Annotated in this window: 17 protein-coding genes; 10 read left to right on the forward strand and 7 right to left on the reverse strand. The window is 66.1% G+C overall.

The window, feature by feature from the left end:
• Positions 1–4 precede the first annotated feature (4 nt).
• From AC1RRP_RS08965 to AC1RRP_RS08975, 3 genes are read right to left on the reverse strand one after another with little or no spacing between them, the layout of a single operon-like run.
• Positions 5–1,792 (reverse strand): M61 family metallopeptidase, encoded by a 1,788-nt coding sequence (locus AC1RRP_RS08965; protein ID WP_493035526.1) that lies wholly within the window; start codon positions 1,790–1,792, stop codon positions 5–7.
• Positions 1,793–1,822: 30 nt separating this feature from the next.
• Positions 1,823–2,536 carry a DsbC family protein gene (locus AC1RRP_RS08970; protein ID WP_493035528.1) on the reverse strand — a complete coding sequence of 238 codons (714 nt, stop codon included), beginning with the start codon at positions 2,534–2,536 and terminating at the stop codon, positions 1,823–1,825.
• A gap of 14 nt (positions 2,537–2,550) precedes the next feature.
• Positions 2,551–3,672 (reverse strand): FAD-dependent monooxygenase, encoded by a 1,122-nt coding sequence (locus tag AC1RRP_RS08975; protein WP_493035285.1) that lies wholly within the window; start codon positions 3,670–3,672, stop codon positions 2,551–2,553.
• A 63-nt stretch (positions 3,673–3,735) separates the two neighbouring features.
• Between AC1RRP_RS08975 and AC1RRP_RS08980 the strand changes: the two genes are divergently transcribed.
• Positions 3,736–4,650, forward strand: coding sequence for an MOSC domain-containing protein (locus AC1RRP_RS08980; protein ID WP_493035288.1), 915 nt, complete (start codon positions 3,736–3,738; stop codon positions 4,648–4,650).
• Here AC1RRP_RS08980 and AC1RRP_RS08985 read toward each other — a convergent pair.
• On the reverse strand, positions 4,635–5,570 hold the full coding sequence (locus AC1RRP_RS08985) for a LysR family transcriptional regulator (RefSeq protein ID WP_493035290.1): 936 nt from the start codon (positions 5,568–5,570) through the stop codon (positions 4,635–4,637). The genes AC1RRP_RS08980 and AC1RRP_RS08985 overlap by 16 nt on opposite strands.
• Before the next feature lie 155 nt (positions 5,571–5,725).
• On the opposite strand from AC1RRP_RS08985, the gene AC1RRP_RS08990 reads away from it, so the two are divergent.
• The 3 genes from AC1RRP_RS08990 to ychF all read left to right on the forward strand — a co-directional run bounded on the left by AC1RRP_RS08990 (position 5,726) and on the right by ychF (position 10,032).
• Entirely contained in the window at positions 5,726–6,649 is a 924-nt protein-coding gene (locus AC1RRP_RS08990; RefSeq protein ID WP_493035292.1) for a tripartite tricarboxylate transporter substrate binding protein, read from the forward strand.
• A gap of 29 nt (positions 6,650–6,678) precedes the next feature.
• Positions 6,679–8,706 carry a 4-oxalomesaconate tautomerase gene (locus AC1RRP_RS08995; protein ID WP_493035294.1) on the forward strand — a complete coding sequence of 676 codons (2,028 nt, stop codon included), beginning with the start codon at positions 6,679–6,681 and terminating at the stop codon, positions 8,704–8,706.
• Positions 8,707–8,940: 234 nt separating this feature from the next.
• A complete protein-coding gene (gene ychF / locus AC1RRP_RS09000) occupies positions 8,941–10,032 on the forward strand; it encodes a redox-regulated ATPase YchF (RefSeq protein WP_493035296.1) in 1,092 nt (363 codons plus the stop codon).
• A gap of 9 nt (positions 10,033–10,041) precedes the next feature.
• On the opposite strand, the gene AC1RRP_RS09005 is transcribed toward ychF, so the two are convergent.
• Positions 10,042–11,418 (reverse strand): sensor histidine kinase, encoded by a 1,377-nt coding sequence (locus tag AC1RRP_RS09005; RefSeq protein ID WP_493035298.1) that lies wholly within the window; start codon positions 11,416–11,418, stop codon positions 10,042–10,044.
• 1 nt (position 11,419) lies between these two features.
• A complete protein-coding gene (locus tag AC1RRP_RS09010) occupies positions 11,420–12,142 on the reverse strand; it encodes a response regulator transcription factor (protein ID WP_493035300.1) in 723 nt (240 codons plus the stop codon).
• 141 nt (positions 12,143–12,283) lie between these two features.
• Here AC1RRP_RS09010 and AC1RRP_RS09015 point away from each other — a divergent pair, with 141 nt between their 5' ends.
• The 3 genes from AC1RRP_RS09015 (at position 12,284) to AC1RRP_RS09025 (ending at position 15,305) form a co-directional block, all read left to right on the forward strand.
• Positions 12,284–13,258 (forward strand): Bug family tripartite tricarboxylate transporter substrate binding protein, encoded by a 975-nt coding sequence (locus tag AC1RRP_RS09015; RefSeq protein ID WP_493035302.1) that lies wholly within the window; start codon positions 12,284–12,286, stop codon positions 13,256–13,258.
• 61 nt (positions 13,259–13,319) lie between these two features.
• Complete coding sequence (locus AC1RRP_RS09020; protein WP_493035304.1) at positions 13,320–13,784, forward strand: tripartite tricarboxylate transporter TctB family protein; 465 nt, start codon at positions 13,320–13,322, stop codon at positions 13,782–13,784.
• 27 nt (positions 13,785–13,811) lie between these two features.
• Positions 13,812–15,305 (forward strand): tripartite tricarboxylate transporter permease, encoded by a 1,494-nt coding sequence (locus tag AC1RRP_RS09025; RefSeq protein WP_493035306.1) that lies wholly within the window; start codon positions 13,812–13,814, stop codon positions 15,303–15,305.
• Here AC1RRP_RS09025 and AC1RRP_RS09030 read toward each other — a convergent pair.
• A complete protein-coding gene (locus AC1RRP_RS09030; RefSeq protein ID WP_493035308.1) occupies positions 15,295–15,777 on the reverse strand; it encodes a YqaA family protein in 483 nt (160 codons plus the stop codon). The genes AC1RRP_RS09025 and AC1RRP_RS09030 overlap by 11 nt on opposite strands.
• A 143-nt stretch (positions 15,778–15,920) precedes the next feature.
• On the opposite strand from AC1RRP_RS09030, the gene dusB reads away from it, so the two are divergent.
• Genes dusB through purH form a run of 3 tightly spaced genes read left to right on the forward strand, consistent with a single transcriptional unit; the run spans position 15,921 to position 18,845 of the window.
• Positions 15,921–16,973, forward strand: coding sequence for a tRNA dihydrouridine synthase DusB (gene dusB / locus AC1RRP_RS09035; protein ID WP_493035530.1), 1,053 nt, complete (start codon positions 15,921–15,923; stop codon positions 16,971–16,973).
• Complete coding sequence (locus AC1RRP_RS09040) at positions 16,970–17,206, forward strand: Fis family transcriptional regulator (protein ID WP_493035310.1); 237 nt, start codon at positions 16,970–16,972, stop codon at positions 17,204–17,206. Before dusB ends, AC1RRP_RS09040 begins: the two co-directional genes overlap by 4 nt.
• Before the next feature lie 43 nt (positions 17,207–17,249).
• A complete protein-coding gene (gene purH / locus AC1RRP_RS09045; RefSeq protein ID WP_493035312.1) occupies positions 17,250–18,845 on the forward strand; it encodes a bifunctional phosphoribosylaminoimidazolecarboxamide formyltransferase/IMP cyclohydrolase in 1,596 nt (531 codons plus the stop codon).
• The last annotated feature ends 47 nt before the right edge of the window (positions 18,846–18,892 follow it).

The raw sequence follows: 18,892 nt of genomic DNA on the forward strand, positions 1-18,892 counted from the left end.
TCGCTCAGGCCGCGAGCCAGGCGCCGACCCGCTCCTTCGTTCCTACCGACAGCCGCCATGTACTGATGCTGCGCGGCAGAGGCAGGCTCAACGTCAGCAGGCGCTTGTCGCGTGCCACCAGCGCCTTCACCCGGTTTTGCCCACCGGCATAGAGCAGCAGGTCGTCGAGCTTGTGGAGCCGCCAGCTGCTGAGTGACCTGCCGCTGCCCACCTCCACACCCACCCATTCGTCGCCGGCCGCAAAGCCGGCGTGTTCGCCAGCGCCGCCACGCAACACGGTCTTGATCTGGAGCGAACCCGACTCGCTCACGCGCAGGCCCAGGCGTTGCGCCAGCTGGGCTGGCTCTTCATGGATGGTCACGCCATGTTGTTCGAGCAGTTCGCGCAAGGGCAGCTCGGCCGTACCGTGTACCCAGCGTTTGAGTTCGCGCGACCAGGAGCGGCCGCTCAGGTCCTGCAGCACGGCCAGCAGATCGCTCTCGGTCATGGGGCCGGCTTTGCGGCGTGACCAGAGCGCGCGCATGACATCGTCCAGGGTGTGCCGGCCCTCGCCGCGCAGGGTCAGGTCCAGGCACAAGGCGACCAGCGCGCCCTTGCCGTAGTAGCTGACGGTGGCGTTGGGTGTGTTTTCGTCGACGCGGTAGTACTTGACCCAGGCATCGAAGCTGGCCTGGGCCACCGATTGAATCAGCCGCCCCGGCGTCTGCTGCAGCTGGTTGATGCTCTTGTTGAGCAGGCGCAGGTAGCCTGCGTCATCCAGCAGGCCGGCACGGCGCAGCAGCAGGTCATCGTAATAGCTGGTGAACCCTTCGAAGAACCAGAGCAGCTCCGTGTAGTTCTCGGCGCGGTAGTCATAACGCGCGAACTCGGCCGGGCGCAGGCGCTTGACGTTCCAGCTGTGGAAATACTCGTGGCTGATCAGGCCCAGCAAGGTGGTGTAGCCATCGCCGGGTTTGGATTCGGTGCGCGGCAGGTCGCGGCGCGCGCAGATCAGCGCCGTGGAATTGCGATGTTCCAGCCCGCCATAACCGTCGTCGGTGGCGTTGAGCATGAACAGGTAATTGGCGAAGGGCGGCTTGCCGCTGCGGCCGGTGGCCTGGCCACCGGCGTGCCAGAAGCGGATGGCGGTTTCGCAGATGCGCTGCGCGTCGGCCAGCAGGCGGGTGCCGTCGAAGCTAGGCGGGGCGCCGGCCACGACGAAGCGGTGGCTGACACCGCCGGCCTTGAAGTCGCCGCTCCAGAAAGCGCCGAGTTCGAAGGGGCAGTCGGCCAGCTCGTCGTAGTTGGCGGCGCGGTAATGGCCAAAACCGCGCTTGTCGGTCTTGATGCCCGGCAGACCGGTGGCCACGGTCCAGTGGGCGGGCGCGGCACCGGTCAGCAAGGTCAGGTCATGCGGTGCGTCTTCCTGGCCTTCGACGCGCAGGCACAGGCTGGTGCCGTTGAAAAAGCCGCGCGCCGCATCGAGCCAGGCCGTGCGTACCGAGTTGTCCAGGGCATAGATTTCGTAGCGCAGCTCCAGCGGCTGCTCCGGGTCGCACGCGATCTGCCAACTGCATTTGTCCAGCTGGTCAGCGGAGAGCAGGCGGCGGCCTTGCCGGGCCTGGAGTTGCTGCAGGTTTTTCGAGAACTCGCGCACCAGGTAGCTGCCGGGAATCCAGACCGGTAGCGCCACGCGCTGATCGGCGCTTGGCTGTGTGATGGTGAGCGTGACGCGGTAGAGGTGGCTGTGCAGGTCTGCGGCCTGGATCTGGTAGTGCACGCAGGCGGGGAGTCGGGAGTTGCGGCCGGGCATGCGTGGCATGGATGTGGATGACAAAAGCGTTCAGCGTGTGGCAGCCGTGAGCTGCTTCTCGATCTGCTGGGTGGTCAGGGCGCCGGGCACGCGCGAGCCATCGGCAAAGATCAGCGTGGGGGTGCCGGTGATCTTGTGCTTGCGACCCAGCGTCAGGTTGCGGGTCAGGGCCGTGGTGTCGCAGCTGAGGGCGGCCGGCACCTGGTCGTTGAACATCCAGTCCTGCCAGCTCTTGTTCTTGTCCTTGGCGCACCAGATGTTTTTCGACTTCTCGGTCGAATCCGGGCTCAGTATGGGATAGAGAAAGGTGTGGACCGTGACGTTGTCGATCTTGGCCAGGTCGCGCTCGAAGCGCTTGCAGTAACCGCAGTTCGGGTCGGCGAAGACGGCCACTTTGCGCTTGCCATTGCCGCGCACCACGGTGAAGGCGTCCTTCAGGGGCAGGTCCTTGAAATCGATGGCCGTCAGCTGTTCGACGCGCTCCTCGGTCAGGTTGCGGCGCTGGCGCACGTCGATGATGTTGCCCTGGATCAGGTAGTTGCCTTCGGCGTCGGTGTAGTAGATGTCGTTCTCGTTGACGCGGATCTCGTAGATGCCGGGCAGCGGCGTCTTGCTGACTTCATCGATCTTGGGCAACTGGGGCAGGCGTTCGGCCAGGTTCTTGCGGATCGTGGCGTCCTGGGCGTAGGCGCCGAGGGAGAGCAGGGCCAGCAGGCCCGCCAGCAGGTGTTTGGACATATTCATCATCACATCGACTTTCAAAAATTCATGGCGCGCCGCGCCAGCCAGTTCTTCAGCATCCCGCTGCGCTCCACGCCTTGCAGGCCCCAGTGGCGCAGTGCACCCCATGCCTCGCCCTCGCGTGCAAACAGCAGCTGCAGCCCGTCCATGCCCATATCCAGGGCCAGCATGCCGGCCTTGCGTGCCCGTTCGTAGCGACGCAGCAGCTTTTCGTCATCTACGCCGCGCCAGTACTCGCGTCCGTGCAGCACTCGCGTGAGTTCCGCCACATCGGCCAGGCCCAGGTTCAGGCCCTGGCCGGCCAGCGGGTGCACGTTGTGCGCCGCATCACCGGCCAGCACCCAGGCGCCTCCCGCTGCGCGGCCCGACCACTGCCGGGCCTGGGCTTTCTGCAAGGGCCAGGTCCGGCGTTCGCTGGCCAGCGTGAGAGAACCGAGTGAGTGGGCACTGGCGTCCTCCAGTTCGTGGCAGAAATCGACGGCTTCTAGGCCTTGCAGATGTCCGGCACGCTCAGGAGAGACAGACCAGACGACGGCCACAGAGTTCCCGTGGGCGCCGTCCAAGGGCAAAAAAGCCAGGATCTCGCCCTGTGCAAACCACTGCCGGGCGACCTGGTCGTGGGGTCTTTCGCAGCGCAGGCGGGTGGCCAGGGCATGCTGTGGGTAGGGCGTGACCTCGAAGTCGACGCCGAATTCGGCGCGTGTGCTGCTGGTACGGCCTTCGCAGACCACGGTCAGCCGGGCCGGCGCCGGCGCACTCAGCACCTCGATCTGGGGTTGGTAACGCACGGCTTCGGCCAGCTGGGCTTCGAGCACCGGCACGTCGACGATCCAGGTCAGTGCCGGGCTGCCGGATTCGCCAGCATCGAAATTCAGTTCACTGCCGCGGTCGCCCCAGACCTGCATGCGCCGCACCGGCGTTGCCGATGCCTCGTCGGCAGGCCAGCAGCGCACGCTTTCCAGCAGTTCGCGTGAGGCGCGGTTCAGCGCATAGGCGCGTACGTCGGTGGCCGGCGGCTTGCCTGCCGGGGCCGGCTGTTCCACCAGTCCGACGCGCAGGCGCTCGCGTGCCAGCAGCAGGGCCAGGGTGCGGCCGACGATACCGCTACCGCGTATGCAGATGTCCAGGGCTTGGGGCATGGGAGGATTGTAGAAGGCAGGGCAGAATTGACCTTGTTCTCAGTCAACCCAGGAAATCGATCCGTGAGTGACCTCCCGACCCCGCCGGCCGACGTGCAGGCCCGCATTGCCCGTCTTTTTGTCTACCCCATCAAGTCCTGCGCCGGCGTCGAGCTGTCCGAGGCCCTGCTCACCGAGACGGGCCTGGACCTGGACCGCGCCTGGATGGTGGTGGACAGCGAGGGCGAGTTCCTGAGCCAGCGCGAGGAGCCACGCATGGCGCTGATCCAGCCGGCCTTCAAGCGCGGCGGCACCGAGCTGCAGCTGCGCGCGCCCGGCATGCTGGCCCTGCACCTGCGCGTCGATGCGGTCGAGGCGCCGGCCCGTGTGCGTGTCTGGGACGACGAAGTCCCCGCCTGGGACATGGGCGACATTGCGGCCCAGTGGTTTACCGACTTCCTGGCGCTCAACGAGCAGGGCCTGCCCAAGGCAAATGCGCCCAAGTACCGGCTGGTGCGTTTTGATCCCGAACATCGGCGCCTGTCCGACAGGAAATGGACGGGCGAGGCCGAGGCGCTCAACCAGTTCAGCGACGGCTACCCCGTGCTGTTGCTGGGCCAGTCTGCGCTCGAAGGGCTCAACGAGCGCCTGCAGGCCCGGGGGCATGCGCCCGTGGACATCCGGCGTTTTCGGCCCAACGTTGTGCTGGAAGGCCTGGAGGCCCACGATGAAGACCGCGTGGGCCCGCTGCAGATCGCCACGGGCGAAGGGGAGGCTGTGCTCACGCCGGTCAAGCCCTGCCCGCGCTGCCCCATCCCCAATATTGACCCCGACACCGCCCACAGCAGTCCGGAAGTGAACGACACCCTGCAGACCTACCGTCAGGACGCGCGTGTCAAAGGCGCTCTGACCTTCGGCATGAACAGCATCATCACGGCGGGGGTGGACCATGTGCTGCGCGTCGGGCAGCCAGTCCGCGCCAGCTATCGCTTCGACTGAAGCGGCGCGTCCGGCACGGGCCGGCGTTTACGCAGGGCCTCGGACAGGTGGGTGTGAAACATGGCCGCCGCCGGGCGCAGAGTGACGCCCTGGCGCGTGAGTAGGCCCAGGCTGCGCGAGATGGTGGGGTTTTTCAGCGGCAGTCCGATCACGGCACTGTGGTTCGCGGGCAAGGCCATGCGTGGCACGGCGGCCAGCCCCAGGCCGGCCTCCACCATGCCCAGCAGTGTGCCGATGTGGCTGACCTCGAAGGCGAAATCGGGTTTGATGCCGGCCTGGGTCAGCACGTCGTCCAGCAGTTGCCGGTTCCCGCTGCTGCGGGCCACCGAGATCAGGCGTTCGTTGGCAATGGTCGACCAGCTGACCGTCTTGCGGGCTGTCAAGGCGTGATCGCGCCGCATCGCGACGACAAAGGGATCGTCGTGGATGTCTTCGAACTTGATTTCCGGCATCAAGGCGCTCATGAAGCCGATGCCAAAGTCCGATTCGCCGGACAGCACGCTTTGCAGCGTCTGGTTCATGGATTCATCGATGACCCGGATGCGGATGGCCGGGTATTGGCGTGAAAAACTGCTGATGACCTGCGGCAGGAAGTACAGCGCAGCCGAGGGCACGCAGGCCACGGTGACGCGCCCGCTGCGGGTGGCAGCGATGTCGGAAATACCCAGCATGGCTGCCTCCAGGTCGTCGACGGCCGATCGGGCGCGCTCCAGGAAGACGCGCCCCAGGCTGGTGAGTTCGACCTCGCGGGTCGTGCGGTTGAACAGCCGCGTGCCCAGGATGGATTCCAGCTTCTCGATACGCCGGCTCAGGGCCGGCGGTGACAGGTGGATGTGTTCGGCGGCGGCCCTGAAACTGCCGCGTTCGGCCACGGCGATGAAGGCCTGCAGCTGGTGCAGATCGAAATTGATGTGTTGCATGCATCAATCATATTAAAAGTTGCACTTCAACAAAGACGGGATTTCTTGCACCATCCACCCCATCAATTTTCAAATCCTTTTTTCACGAGGAAAAAAGGCAATCCGAAAGAAGGTGAGAGATGGGGATCCGATACAAACTGCTGCTGGCTTTGGGCATGGCGTGGGGCGTGGCAACCGGCCACGCGCAAGGCGTGCGTCCGATCACGATCGTCGTTCCGACGGCTCCCGGTGGTGGCAATGATGCGATGGCCCGCACCATAGGGCAGAAGATGAGCACCCTGCTCCATCGGCCGGTCATCGTCGACAACAAGGCGGGTGCGAATGGCGCCCTGGCGGCGGAGCACGTCGTCAAGTCCGCGCCAGATGGCAACACCTTGATGTTCGGTTACATCGCGACCCATGCGATGAATCCCGCACTGCAGAAACTTCGGTATGACCCCATCAAGGATTTCGAGCCGGTGGGTCGCGTGGGTTACTCGCCCACGATCATGGTGCTTCATCCCACCCTGAAGCCCAGGGATGTGAAGGACTTGGTCAGGATGATCAAGGAACGGCCCGAGGCGTTCAGCTTCGCCTCGGCCGGCAATGGAACGGCGCCCCATTTCACGGCAGAGCTGTTCAAGCTCGCGACCCAGACCCAGCTGCTGCACGTGCCCTACAAAGGATCTTCGCCAGCCATCATGGACACGATCGCCGGGCAGACGCAAATGATGTTTCCCAGCCTGTTCGCGGCGCTGCCCTATGTCAAGTCGGGCAAGCTGCAAGCCCTGGCCATCGCCGGGTCCCGTCGCTCGCCGGTGTTGCCGCAAGTCCCCACGCTGAAAGAGTTGGGGGTGGAGGGGGTCGATGTCGATCAGTGGTATGGCTTTTTCGCTCCGGCCAAGACCCCGAAGGAGGTCATCGTCCGGCTGAACCAGGCCCTGAACATAGCACTCGCGGACCCGGAGATCGTCAAGCGCATCGAAGGCCAAGGTGCGGATGTCGAACCCAGCACCCCCGAGCAGTTGGGTGAGCTGGTGAGGACGGACCTGGCCAAATGGCGGGGTGTGGTCCAGCGGGCCAGGCTCGAAGCGGATTGAGTGCCATGCTGAAGAGAAATATCCCATGCGTGCTGATGCGTGCAGGGACGTCCCGGGGGCCGTTTTTCCTGCGCGAATGGCTGCCGCCGGGCGACCAGGAGCGTGATCAGGCCCTGATCGGCGCCATCGGTGCGTCCGATCCCTTGCAGCTGGACGGCCTGGGCGGCAACAGCACACTGAACAGCAAGGTGGCCATCGTGTCGCGCTCGACGCGGCCCGGTTGCGACCTGGACTACCTGTTTGCGCAGGTCGGGGTCGGCCACCAGTCGGTCGACACCCGGCCCAATTGCGGGAACATGCTCGCTGGCGTGGCGCCTTTCGCGATCGAGCAGGGCCTCATCCAAGCCCAGGACGGCACCACCACCGTGCGCATCTACAACGTGAACACCGGCGCGACCATCGAGTCCACCGTCTGCACACCCGGTCGGCAGGTCAGTTACGAGGGCGATGCCCGGATCGATGGCGTTCCCGGAACCGCCGCGCCCATCCTCCTGAATTTCCTGGACGCCTGGGGCGCGGTCACCGGCAAGGTCTTTCCCACCGGGCAGCGTATTGACGTGGTCGACGGTCTGGCGGTGACCTGCATTGACGCGGCCATGCCGCTGATGATTCTTCGCGCGACTGATCTGGGGGTGACGGGCCGTGAGCGCCCGGCCGAGCTGGACGCCAACACCGCCTTGCTGGAGCGCATCGAGAAACTACGCATCCTCATGGGCGCGCGCATGGGCCTGGGCGATGTGACCCACAGCGTGATTCCCAAGCCGGTGCTGGTCAGCCCGGGGGATCATCCCGACAGCATCGTCTCGCGGTACTTCACGCCCCACAAGTGCCATGCCTCGCATGCCGTGACCGGCGCCATCGGCGTCAGCACGGCCTTTGCCTTGCCCGGCACCGTCGCCAGCGGGCCGGCCCGTGCCGCCGGTCGCCATCTTCTGGCGGTCGTGCATCCACAGGGTCAGATCGACGTGGATGTCGAGATGACGGCAGAGGGGGGCGAGATCGCCGTCGTCCGGGCCGCCCTGGTGCGCACGGCGCGCAAGATCATGCAGGGGGAGTTGACGCTGCCGGCCTATGTCTTCCCCGCCCGCGACCCCGAGGAGGCGGGCGCGGCGCAGTCTGCGGACCGCTTCCCCGAGGAGGAGGTCAAGGTCATCGTTCCCACCAGCGGCGGGGGTGGCAATGACACGATGGCGCGCATCCTCACGCGCAAGCTCGGGCCTGCGCTAGGGCATGTTGTGAGCGTGGAGAATCGCTCCGGTGCCAACGGCAGTGTGGCGGCGGAGTACGTCGCCGCCTCCCGGCCGGACGGGCACACGCTGATGTTCGGTTACATCGCGACGCATGGCATCAACCCGGTGCTGCAAACCTTGCGTTACGACCCCTTCCAGGACTTTGCCCCGGTGGGGCTGGTGGGCTATTCCCCCACGGTGCTGGTGGTCAGCAATGAAACGCCGGTCCAGGATGTGCCGTCCTTCATCCAGCGACTGCGTTCGTCCTCGGCGGGGCGTTTCAACTACGCTTCGGCCGGCGAAGGGACCCTACCTCACCTGGCGGCCGAGATGTTCCTGCGTACCTTTGAGGCGCAGGGGCAGGAGGGCATCCAGCATGCGGGCGCGGCGCCCGCCATCAGTGCGATGGTACGGGGGCAGTCGCAGTGGATGTTCCCCAGCCTGTTCAGCGCCCTGCCGTATCTGAAAAGCGGAAAACTCAGGCTGCTGGCGGTTGCCTCGGCGTCGCGCCTGAGCGCCTGGCCCGGGGTACCGACCCTGGCGGAGCTGGGCATCAAGGGTTTTGATCTGACGCAGTGGTATGCCCTGTTTGCGCCCGCCGGAACGCCGGAGTCCATCGTCAAGAAATTGAACCGGGCTTTGAATCAGGTGCTGGAAGACCCCGAAGTACGTGCTCGCATGGAGCAGGATGGGGCTCAGGTCCAGACCAGCACGCCCGAGCAACTGTGCCAGCATGTGAAGACGGAGCTGGAGCGCTGGCAGCTGCTGGTCCGCGCCACGGGCCTGGGGCATGCGCAGGAGGTGCTGGAGGCCCAGGAGCTGAGTTGAGATCTTCCTTGGCGGCAGGCTGATGCCGTGGCGCGCCGGCGCCACGGTCTACCGATCAGTACAATCGCGAGCAGTTTCCCCTGGGCAGAGACGAGGATGAGATCCTCCGGATCCGAGGTCTTCCCACCCGGTTTTCTGTTCTGCCGTCTGCGTGCCCCCGGCACGGGGCCGGGCAGCCCACCCCGCCCCGTGAGGCAGGATGGTGCACAAGGGGTTGATTTCAAAGGAATTTCCATGTCTCTCAAGTGCGGCATCGTCGGCCTGCCCAATGTCGGCAAATCCACCCTCTTCAACGCCCTGACCAAGGCCGGCATCGCGGCGGAGAACTACCCCTTCTGCACCATCGAGCCCAATGTGGGCGTGGTCGAGGTGCCGGACCCGCGCCTGGCGCAGCTCTCGGAGATCGTCAAACCCGAGCGGGTGGTGCCGGCCATCGTCGAGTTCGTGGACATCGCCGGTCTCGTGGCCGGCGCCAGCACCGGCGAGGGCCTGGGCAACAAGTTCCTCGCGCACATCCGCGAGACCGACGCCATCGTCAACGTGGTGCGCTGTTTTGCCGACGACAACGTGATCCACGTGGCCGGCAAGGTGGACCCGATCGCCGATATCGAAGTGATCCAGACCGAGCTGTGTCTGGCCGACCTGGGCGCGGTCGAGAAGGCCCTGCATCGCGTGACCAAGACGGCACGCTCGGGCGACAAGGAATCGATCAAGCTGGTGGCCATCCTGGAAAAGTGCCAGGCGGCGCTGGACCAGGGCAAGCCGGTGCGCACCATCGAGTTCAGCAAGGAAGAGCAGCCGCTGCTCAAGCAGTTCTTCTTCATCACGGCCAAGCCCGCGATGTTCGTGGGCAACGTGAGCGAAGATGGCTTCGAGAACAACCCCTACCTGGATCGCCTGAAGGAATACGCGGCCACCCAGAACGCGCCGGTGGTGGCCATCTGCGCCAAGATCGAGGCCGAACTGTCCGAGATGGACGATGCCGACCGCCTGGACTTCCTCAAGGAACTGGGCCAGGAGGAGCCGGGCCTCAATCGCCTGATCCGCGCGGCCTACAAGCTGCTGGGTCTGCAGACCTACTTCACCGCCGGCGTCAAGGAAGTGCGCGCCTGGACCATCCATGTGGGCGACACGGGGCCGCAGGCCGCCGGCGTGATCCACACCGATTTCGAGAAGGGCTACATCCGCGCCCAGACCATCGCCTTCGAGGACTTCATCGCCTGCAAGGGCGAGCAGGGCGCCAAGGATGCGGGCAAGATGCGCGCCGAAGGCAAGGACTACGTCGTCAAGGACGGCGACGTGATGAACTTCCTGTTCAGCGCCTGAGACCAGGCCTCAGCTGGCGGGCCATTCCATCCGGAACACCGTCCCCGTGCCCGCGGCGCTGCGCAGCGAGACCTGCGCGCCGTATTGCTGCGCGATTTCCCGCACGATGGCCAGGCCCAGACCGCTGCCGCGCAGCGCAGGCGGCGCGGCCCGGTAGAAGCGTTCGAACACATGGGCCCGGTGCTCGGGGGCGATGCCCGGGCCCGTGTCTTCCACTTCCACCCAGCGCAGCCCCACACGCACGGTGACGCGCGTGCCAGGCGGGCTGTGGTGCAGCGCGTTGTCGATCAGGTTGCCCAGCGCTTCGTGCAGCAGGGCTTCGGTGCCGGGCACCCCGCAGCTGTCCACACCCGTCTCGAAGCCCAGGTCGTCGCCACGCTGCAGCGCACGAGGCAGGTATTCCTGGATCACCTGCCGTGCCAGGGGCACCAGATCGACGGACGTTCCGGCGGAAGGCGCATGCATTTCGCCAGCGTGCTCGGCGCGGGTCATGGCCAGCAACTGCTCGGTCAGTCGCACGGCCTCGTCGGTCGTTTTGCGCGCCGCAGCCAGTGCCGCACTCTCCCGGTCGGCCAGTGCCAGCTGCGTCTTGAGCACTGTGAGCGGCGTGCGCAGCTGGTGCGCGGCATTGTCCAGAAAGCGCTTGCGGATATCGATGAGCCGGCCCAGGCGCGCCAGGTAGCTGTTCAGCGTTTCCACCAGCGGGCGCAGCTCGCGGGGCAGGTCCGGGGGATGGATGGGGGACAGATCGTCGTCACCCCGCTCGGCCAGGCGCTGGCGGAAATTCTCCAGGGGGCGGATGCCGTGCTGCACGCCTGCAATCACGAGCAGCGCTGCCGCCAGCAGCAGCAGCGTCTGGCTGACGAGTGTTTCGCGCAGGAGCAGCTGAACCATCTGCTGGCGCGTTTCCAGGGTTTCGGCCACGCTGACTTTCAGGATGTGCGACCTGCCTTGTTCGTCCTCCAGCACGTGGGTGAGGTGGGCCAGCCGCACGGGGCGTTCCCGGAAGTGCCCATCCTCGAACTGCACCAGGGCGTAGTACTTGACGCTGGCTGCCGGTCCGGGTGTGGCGGCCGGCAGGGTGGCCTCGCCGGCCAGCTGCTGGCCGTTGACGTCGCTGATGCGGTAATACAGGCGCGCGCCCGTGTGGTTCTCCAGCAGATACCCGGCGGCGCGCAGCACGTTGACCTGGAGCGCGCCGTTGCGCCAGACCAGCTCCTCGGCCAGGGCCCGGCTGGCCAGGTACAGGGCGCGGTCGTAGGCCTCGTTGCTGGCTTCGATGGCATTGCCATAGGCCACCCAGGCATTGATGGCAATGAGCCCGGCCAGCGGCGGCAGGATCCAGCCCAGCAGGCGGGTGCGCAGCGAGGCGGCGGTCGCTGCCATGTCAGTGGCCTGGCCCGGCCGGTGGCATCAGCATGTAGCCCAGGCCCCGGATGGTGTGGACGACGGGTGGCCCGGCCTGTCCCGGCGGTACGGGGGCGGATTCGAGCTTCCTGCGCAGGCGGTGGATCAGCACCTCGACCGCTTCCAGTTCCACGGCGTCGTCGGCAAAGACGGCGCGGTGCAGATCGTCCTTGCTCACGGTGCGCCGCGGGTCTTCCAGCAGCACCCGCAGGGCGGCGGCTTCCCTGGGGGTCAGGGCCAGGGGCTGGTCAAACAGGCTGACCTGGCCGGAGCTGCGGTCCATCTCCAGGGGCCCCAGACGCAGCCGGGTGTTCCTGGTGCGACCGGGCCGGCGCAGCAGGGCCTGCAGCCGGGCTTCGAGTTCGCTCAGGTCGAAAGGTTTGGGCAGGTAGTCGTCCGCGCCCAGGTTCAGGCCTAGCACGCGGTCGGGCACGCTGACGCGGGCGGTGAGCACCAGCACGGGTACGGTGTCGCCGCGCTCGCGCAGGCTCTGCAGCACGGACAGCCCGTCCAGGCCGGGCAGCTGCAGGTCCAGCAGCACGGCGTCAAAGCCATGGCCTGCCGCCAGCTGCGCCAGGGCCTCATGTCCGTCCCGCGCAAAGCTCACGGCTAAACCCGTCTGGCGCAGGGCGGTGCCCAGCCAGAGCGCGAGATCGGGCGTGTCCTCGACCAGCAGGATGTGGGGGCTAGGGCCAGTTGACACTTGATTGACCGATGGCGAACAGGCACTAAGGGTTTCTACTGAACCGGATTGACAGCCGTTTGAAAGCCGGCGCCCCGGCCCGTGACCAGAATGCATCTGGCGGGCTGGTGCCTGCATTTGATTCTTACACAGGAGATGGCGATGAAGATGAACAAGCGTGAGTTTCTGGGCCTGGGCGCTGCTGCGGGTGCCGCTCTGGTGGTGCCGGCCTGGGCACAAGGCAAGCCCCTGTTCGAGACCCTGAACATGTTCGTGCCGGCGGCACCCGGTGGGGGTTGGGACGGCACGGCGCGCGCCATCGAGCGTGCGGCCAAGGGCGCCGGGCTGGTGGGCAATATGGCCTTCGAGAACGTGGCCGGGGCCGGCGGCATGGTGGGCTTGCCCCGCTATGTGAACCAGCGCAAGGGCCAGGGCAACAGCCTGATGGTCGGCGGTTCGGTCATGGTGGGCGCCGCCATTGCGAACAAGAGCCCGGTCACCATGCGCAACGTGACGCCGATCGCGCGCCTGACCGAAGAGGCCGGCGTGGTGGCCGTGCCGGCCGGCGGCAAGATCAAGACCTGGGCCGACCTGGAAGCCGCGATCAAGGCCGGCCCGAAAGCGGTGTCCGTCGCTGGTGGCAGCGCCGGCGGCACCGACCACGTGCTGCTGGGTCTCATCATCAAGGCGCTGGGCCGCAACCCGCGCGACGCGGCCTATGTGGCTTTCTCCGGCGGCGGGCCGGCCAATGCGGCGCTGCTCGGTGGGCAGGTGGTCGCGGGCATTTCCGGCTACTCCGAGTTCGAGGAGCAGATCAAGGCTGGCCGCCTCATCCCGCTGGCGGTGTCGGGAAACAAGCGCATCCCGGGCGTCAACGTGCCGACCCTGACCGAGCTGGGTGTACGTGTCACCGCGGCCAACTGGCGCGGCGTGTTCGCTCCCCCGGGCATCAACGCCGCGCAGCGCGAGGCGCTGGTGGAGTTCATGAGCAAGGTGAATGCCTCCGAGCCCTGGCGCAAGGAGCTGGAGACGCGCAAGTGGACTGATGTGTTCCTGGCCGCGCAGTCTTTCGAGCGCGAGATCGAAGCCAACATTCGTGACACCGAAGAGGTCATGAAGGATCTGGGGCTGGCATGAGTCCCCGCACGGCCGTTCCGAAGGGGGCTCGCGCCGCAGTGCGAAGCATGGAGGCCTCTCCATGACGCCTCTGCGCCTGGCTGTCCTGCTGCTGGCCATCGCCGCCGCGGCCATCTGGCAGGTGACGGTCATCCCCGAGTCGCTGATGCAGATGACGGTCGGGCCGGTGCTGGCCCCGGCCGTGGTGGTGGGGGGGCTGGCGGTGCTGGCCCTGCTCTATGGCGTGAGCGCCTGGCGGGGCCGCCAGGTCGACGTGAGCCACGCGCCCGAGCAGGAGCCCCTGCCCGGCAGCAGCCGGCGGCTGGCCAGCCTGCTCGGTGGTGGCGTTGTCTTCATGGCCCTGGTGGGGCCGCTGGGTTTTGTGCTGCCGGCCGCGCTCTGCGGCATGGGCGTGGCACGTGCCTTCGACGCGCCGCTGGGTTGGCGTTCGGCGCTGGTCTGCGGCGCCATCGCCACCGTGTTCTGGCTGGTGTTCGCCCAGTTGCTGGGCATCGGCCTGGGGCCGGCGCTGCGTTGGCCTTTCTGATTCCCTGTTTCTGCGAGTGGAGCGAGCATGCAAGCCTTTGACGCCCTGCTGACCGGTTTCGGCAGCGCCCTGCAACCCCTGACCCTGATGTGGGGCTTTGCGGGCTGCCTGATCGGCACCCTGGTGGGCGTGTTGCCGGGCATCAGCCCGGCGCTGACCATCGCCCTGCTGCTGCCTCTGACCTACCAGGTGCCGGCCACCAGCATGTTTGTGATGTTCGCCGGTATCTACTACGGTGCTGCTTATGGTGGTTCGACCACCTCCATCCTGCTCAACACCCCCGGTGAATCCGGCTCGGTGGTGACGGCGCTGGAGGGCAACAAGATGGCGCGGCGAGGTCGCGCCGGCCAGGCCCTGGCGACAGCGGCTATCGGCAGCTTCGTCGCTGGCACCATCGGCACGCTGGCGCTGACCTTCTTCGCCCCCTGGGTGGTGGAGGCGGCCCTGGCCTTCGGTCCGGCGGAATACTTCAGCCTCATGGTGCTGTCGCTGGTGGCCGTGTCCGCCGTGTTGGGCAGTTCCGTGCTGCGCGGCCTGCTGAGCCTGACCGCTGGTCTGCTCTGTGGTCTGGTGGGTATCGATCTGCAGACCGGACAGCCGCGTTTCACCTTCGGTCGCGCCGAGCTGCTCGACGGGCTGGAGGTGACGGTGGTGGCGGTGGGGCTGTTCGCCGTGGGCGAGGCCCTGTACCTCGCCTGGCAGGGGCGCGAGTCGCGCAGCGGAGAGGTGATGAAGATGTCGGGCAGCCTGTGGCTGAGCAAGCAGGATTGGGCGCGTTCCTGGAAACCCTGGCTACGCGGTTCGCTCTTCGGCTTTCCCATCGGCGCGTTGCCGGCAGGTGGCGCGGAGCTGCCCACCATGCTGTCCTACTACACCGAGAAGAAGCTCTCCAGGCATCCCGAGGAGTTCGGTCACGGTGCGATCGAGGGCGTGGCCGGGCCCGAGGCGGCCAACAACGCCGCCGCCGCCGGTGTGCTCATGCCCCTGCTCACGCTGGGCATTCCCACCTCGGCCACGGCGGCCATCATGCTGTCGGCCTTTGAAGGCTACGGCATCCAGACCGGCCCGCAATTGTTCAGCCAGCAGGGTGCCCTGGTCTGGACGCTGATCGCCAGCCTTTACATCGGCAACGTCATCCTGCTGGTGCTCAACCTGCCCTTGGTAAACCTGTGGGTCAAGCTGCTGAAGATCCCGCCGCCCTGGCTGTACGCCGGCATCATCGTGATCTCGACCGCGGGTGTCTATGGCGCCGGGAACTCGATCTTCAACGTGGGCCTGCTCTTCTTCTTTGGCCTGATCGGGTTTGTCATGCGGCGTTTCGACTTTCCGGCGGCGCCGCTGATCGTCGGCATGATCCTGTCGCCCATGGCAGAGCAGTCCATGCGGCAGGCCCTCACGATCAGCCAGGGCGACTGGTTCACCTTCTTCACGCGGCCGCTGTCGGGCTCGCTGATGGCCGTTGCCATCGTGCTGCTGGTGCTGCCGCCGCTCTACCGCCGCTATCGGCGCGCTAGAAGCTGAAGCCGCCCGGGAAGAGCCAGAGCAGCGCCACTGTCATCGTGAGGTAACGCGCCAGCTTGCCGATGGCCATGTAGAACAGGCAAGGCCAGAAGGGCTGGCGCAGCCAACCCGCTACGGCGCACAGCGGGTCGCCGATCACCGGCAGCCAGCTCAGCAGACAGGCCCGGGGGCCGATGCGTTCCAGCCAGTCGAGCGCGCGCAGATGCGTCTCGGAATGGCGGTACTTGTCGATGAGCTTGTGCGATTCCCAGCCCATGGCCCAGCTGACGGCCCCCCCCAAGGTGTTGCCGGCCGTAGCGACCAGGATGGCCGGCCAGAACAGTTCCGGATTGAGCTTGAGCAGGCCGAACAGGGCCGGCTCCGAACCCAGCGGCAGCAACGTGGCCGAGACAAAGGCGATCAGGAACAGCGTGACCAGGCCGTATTCAGGCAGTGCCAATAGCGTCAGCAGCTGGGTGATCCAGTTCTCCATAGAGGGGCAGTATAGGCAGCGGCTTGCGACCGGCGGCGCCTGATTTCAATTGCTGAAATTTTGTGCAGCTAAAATAGCCGGCCCGGCTGCTGCCAGTTCTGGCGGTGGCATCTTTCATTGGCGCCTTGCTTTTCCACACCCGCATGCACATCGGTTCCTTCGAACTGCCGAATAACCTGTTCGTGGCCCCGATGGCGGGCGTGACGGACCGGCCGTTCCGTCGCCTGTGCAAGGCCCTGGGGGCAGGTTATGCGGTCAGCGAGATGGTGACGTCGCGCAAGGACTTGTGGAACACCCTGAAGACCTCGCGCCGTGCCAACCATGAGGGCGAGGCGGGGCCGATCGCCGTACAGATTGCCGGGACCGACGCACCGATGATGGCCGAGGCCGCGGCCTACAACATCGATCGCGGCGCCCAGATCATCGACATCAACATGGGTTGCCCGGCCAAGAAGGTCTGCAACAAATGGGCCGGCTCGGCCCTGATGCAGGACGAGGCGCTGGCCCTGGAGATCATCGAGGCCGTGGTGGCCGCCTGCGCGCCGCGCAACGTGCCTGTGACGCTCAAGATGCGCACTGGCTGGTGTCAGACCGAAAAGAATGCGCTCACCATCGCGCGCGCGGCCGAAAGCGCCGGCGTGCAGATGGTCACGGTGCACGGCCGCACGCGTGAGCAGGGCTACAAGGGCGCGGCAGAGTACGACACGATCGCCGCCGTCAAGGCCGCCTTGCGTATCCCGGTCGTGGCCAATGGCGACATCCACTCGCCCGAAAAGGCCCTGGCCGTGTTGCGCGCCACGGGGGCCGACGCGTTGATGATCGGTCGTGCGGCCCAGGGGCGCCCCTGGATCTTTCGCGAGATCACCCACTTCCTCGCCACGGGCGAGCAACTGGTGCCACCGCTGGTGGTGGAGGTGCGGCGCCTGCTGCTGGAGCACCTGGAAGACCATTACGCGCTTTATGGCGACTACACGGGCGTGCGCAGCGCGCGCAAGCACATCGGCTGGTACGCCAAGGCCTTGCCGGGTGGCGAGGCTTTCCGTGCCCGCATGAACACGCTGGAAGACAGCCGGGCCCAGGTCCAGGCGGTTGCTGATTTTTTTGATGGATTGAGCCTCCACATGGACCGCATGCCGGCCGCCGGGATGGATGCCCCCGAAGACAGGGACGAGGAACAGATGGAGCTTGCCGCATGAGCAAAAAACAGATCGAAGAATGCGTGCGCATCAGCCTGGAAGGTTATTTCAAGGATTTGCGCGGTACCGAACCCGACGGCATGTACGACATGCTGGTGCGCATCGTCGAGAAGCCCTTGCTGGAAGTGGTGATGCAACAGGCCGAGCACAACCAGTCGCGCGCCGCGCTCTGGCTGGGCCTGAACCGCAACACCCTGCGCAAGAAGCTGGTCGAACACAAACTTCTCAAATAAACATGGTGGGGCGCATCGTCAGCGCTGACCTCAACTGAAAAATATGTACGCACTCCTCTCCGTTTCCGACAAGACCGGCATCGTCGAATTCGCCCAGGCCCTGCATGCGCTGGGCATCAAGCTGATCTCCACCGGCGGCACCGCCAAGCTGCTGGCCGATGCCAAGCTGCCCGTGACCGAGGTGGCCCAAGTCACCGCCTTCCCCGAGATGCTGGACGGCCGCGTCAAGACCCTGCACCCCAAGGTGCATGGCGGCCTGCTGGCCCGCCGCGATGTGCCCGAGCACATGGCCGCGCTCAAGGCGCACAACATCGACACCATCGACCTGCTGGTGGTCAACCTCTATCCCTTTGAAGCCACGGTGGCCAAGCCCGGCTGCACGCTGGAAGATGCGATCGAGAACATCGACATCGGCGGCCCGGCCATGGTGCGCAGCGCGGCCAAGAACTGGAAGGATGTGGGCGTGCTGACCGACGCCTCGCAGTATCCGGCGGTGCTGGCCGAACTCAAGGCCACGCATGCGACCGGATCCTGCAAGCTCTCGGACAAGCTGCGCTTTGCCCTGTCGGTGGCGGCCTTCAACCGAATTGCCAACTACGACGCGGCCATCAGCAACTACCTGTCGGCGATCAACGAGGACGGTACCCACGCGCCTTTCTCGGCCCAGGCCAACAGCAATATGGTCAAGCTGCAGGATCTGCGTTACGGCGAGAACCCGCACCAGTCGGCTGCCTTCTACCGCGACCTGTATCCGGCACCCGGTTCCCTGGTGATGGCCAGGCAGCTGCAGGGCAAGGAGCTGAGCTACAACAACATCGCCGATGGAGACGCCGCCTGGGAATGCGTCAAGAGCTTCGAGGTGCCGGCCTGCGTCATCGTCAAGCACGCCAACCCCTGCGGCGTGGCCGTGGGCAAGGACACGCTGGAGGCTTACAGCAAGGCCTTCCAGACCGATCCGACCTCGGCCTTCGGCGGCATCATCGCCTTCAATCGTGTGGTGGATGGCGCAGCGGCCCAGGCCGTGAGCAAGCAGTTTGTCGAGGTGTTGATGGCGCCCGGCTACACGCCTGAGGCGCTGGCCGTGTTCAAGGCCAAGGCCAACGTCCGGGTGCTGGAGATTTCACTCGACGGTGTGAAACGCGACGGCCAGACCGCCTGGGAGCGCGGCCAGAACTCGCACGACGTCAAGCGCGTCGGCTCCGGACTGCTGATCCAGACCGCCGACAACCACGAGCTGCAACGCAGCGACTTGAAGGTGGTGACCAGGAAGGCGCCGACGGCACAACAGCTTGAAGACCTGATGTTCGCCTGGAAGGTGGCCAAGTTTGTCAAGAGCAATGCCATCGTCTTCTGCAAGGACGGCATGACCATGGGCGTGGGCGCCGGACAGATGAGCCGCCTGGACTCGGCCCGCATCGCCAGCATCAAGGCCCAGCATGCCAATCTGACGCTGCAAGGCACAGCCGTGGCCAGCGATGCCTTTTTCCCTTTCCGTGACGGCCTGGACGTGGTCGTGGACGCCGGCGCGACCTGCGTGATCCAGCCCGGTGGCTCCATGCGTGACCAGGAAGTCATCGATGCGGCCGACGAGCGCGGCGTGGCCATGGTGTTCTCGGGCGTGCGTCATTTCCGCCATTGAGCCCCGCGCGACAGGCATGAAAAAAGCGGCCCCAGGCCGCTTTTTCC

This window comes from Hylemonella sp. GW821-FHT12C09 (assembly GCF_058807395.1).

Coding starts and splice junctions, on each gene's coding strand:
- AC1RRP_RS08965 (WP_493035526.1), bottom strand. CDS start 1,792: ATGCCCGGCCGCAACTCCCGACTCCCCGCCTGCGTGCACTACCAGATC.
- AC1RRP_RS08970 (WP_493035528.1), bottom strand. CDS start 2,536: ATGAATATGTCCAAACACCTGCTGGCGGGCCTGCTGGCCCTGCTCTCC.
- AC1RRP_RS08975 (WP_493035285.1), bottom strand. CDS start 3,672: ATGCCCCAAGCCCTGGACATCTGCATACGCGGTAGCGGTATCGTCGGC.
- AC1RRP_RS08985 (WP_493035290.1), bottom strand. CDS start 5,570: ATGCAACACATCAATTTCGATCTGCACCAGCTGCAGGCCTTCATCGCC.
- AC1RRP_RS08990 (WP_493035292.1), top strand. CDS start 5,726: ATGGCGTGGGGCGTGGCAACCGGCCACGCGCAAGGCGTGCGTCCGATC.
- ychF (WP_493035296.1), top strand. CDS start 8,941: ATGTCTCTCAAGTGCGGCATCGTCGGCCTGCCCAATGTCGGCAAATCC.
- AC1RRP_RS09005 (WP_493035298.1), bottom strand. CDS start 11,418: ATGGCAGCGACCGCCGCCTCGCTGCGCACCCGCCTGCTGGGCTGGATC.
- AC1RRP_RS09015 (WP_493035302.1), top strand. CDS start 12,284: ATGAAGATGAACAAGCGTGAGTTTCTGGGCCTGGGCGCTGCTGCGGGT.
- AC1RRP_RS09020 (WP_493035304.1), top strand. CDS start 13,320: ATGACGCCTCTGCGCCTGGCTGTCCTGCTGCTGGCCATCGCCGCCGCG.
- AC1RRP_RS09025 (WP_493035306.1), top strand. CDS start 13,812: ATGCAAGCCTTTGACGCCCTGCTGACCGGTTTCGGCAGCGCCCTGCAA.
- AC1RRP_RS09030 (WP_493035308.1), bottom strand. CDS start 15,777: ATGGAGAACTGGATCACCCAGCTGCTGACGCTATTGGCACTGCCTGAA.
- dusB (WP_493035530.1), top strand. CDS start 15,921: ATGCACATCGGTTCCTTCGAACTGCCGAATAACCTGTTCGTGGCCCCG.
- AC1RRP_RS09040 (WP_493035310.1), top strand. CDS start 16,970: ATGAGCAAAAAACAGATCGAAGAATGCGTGCGCATCAGCCTGGAAGGT.
- purH (WP_493035312.1), top strand. CDS start 17,250: ATGTACGCACTCCTCTCCGTTTCCGACAAGACCGGCATCGTCGAATTC.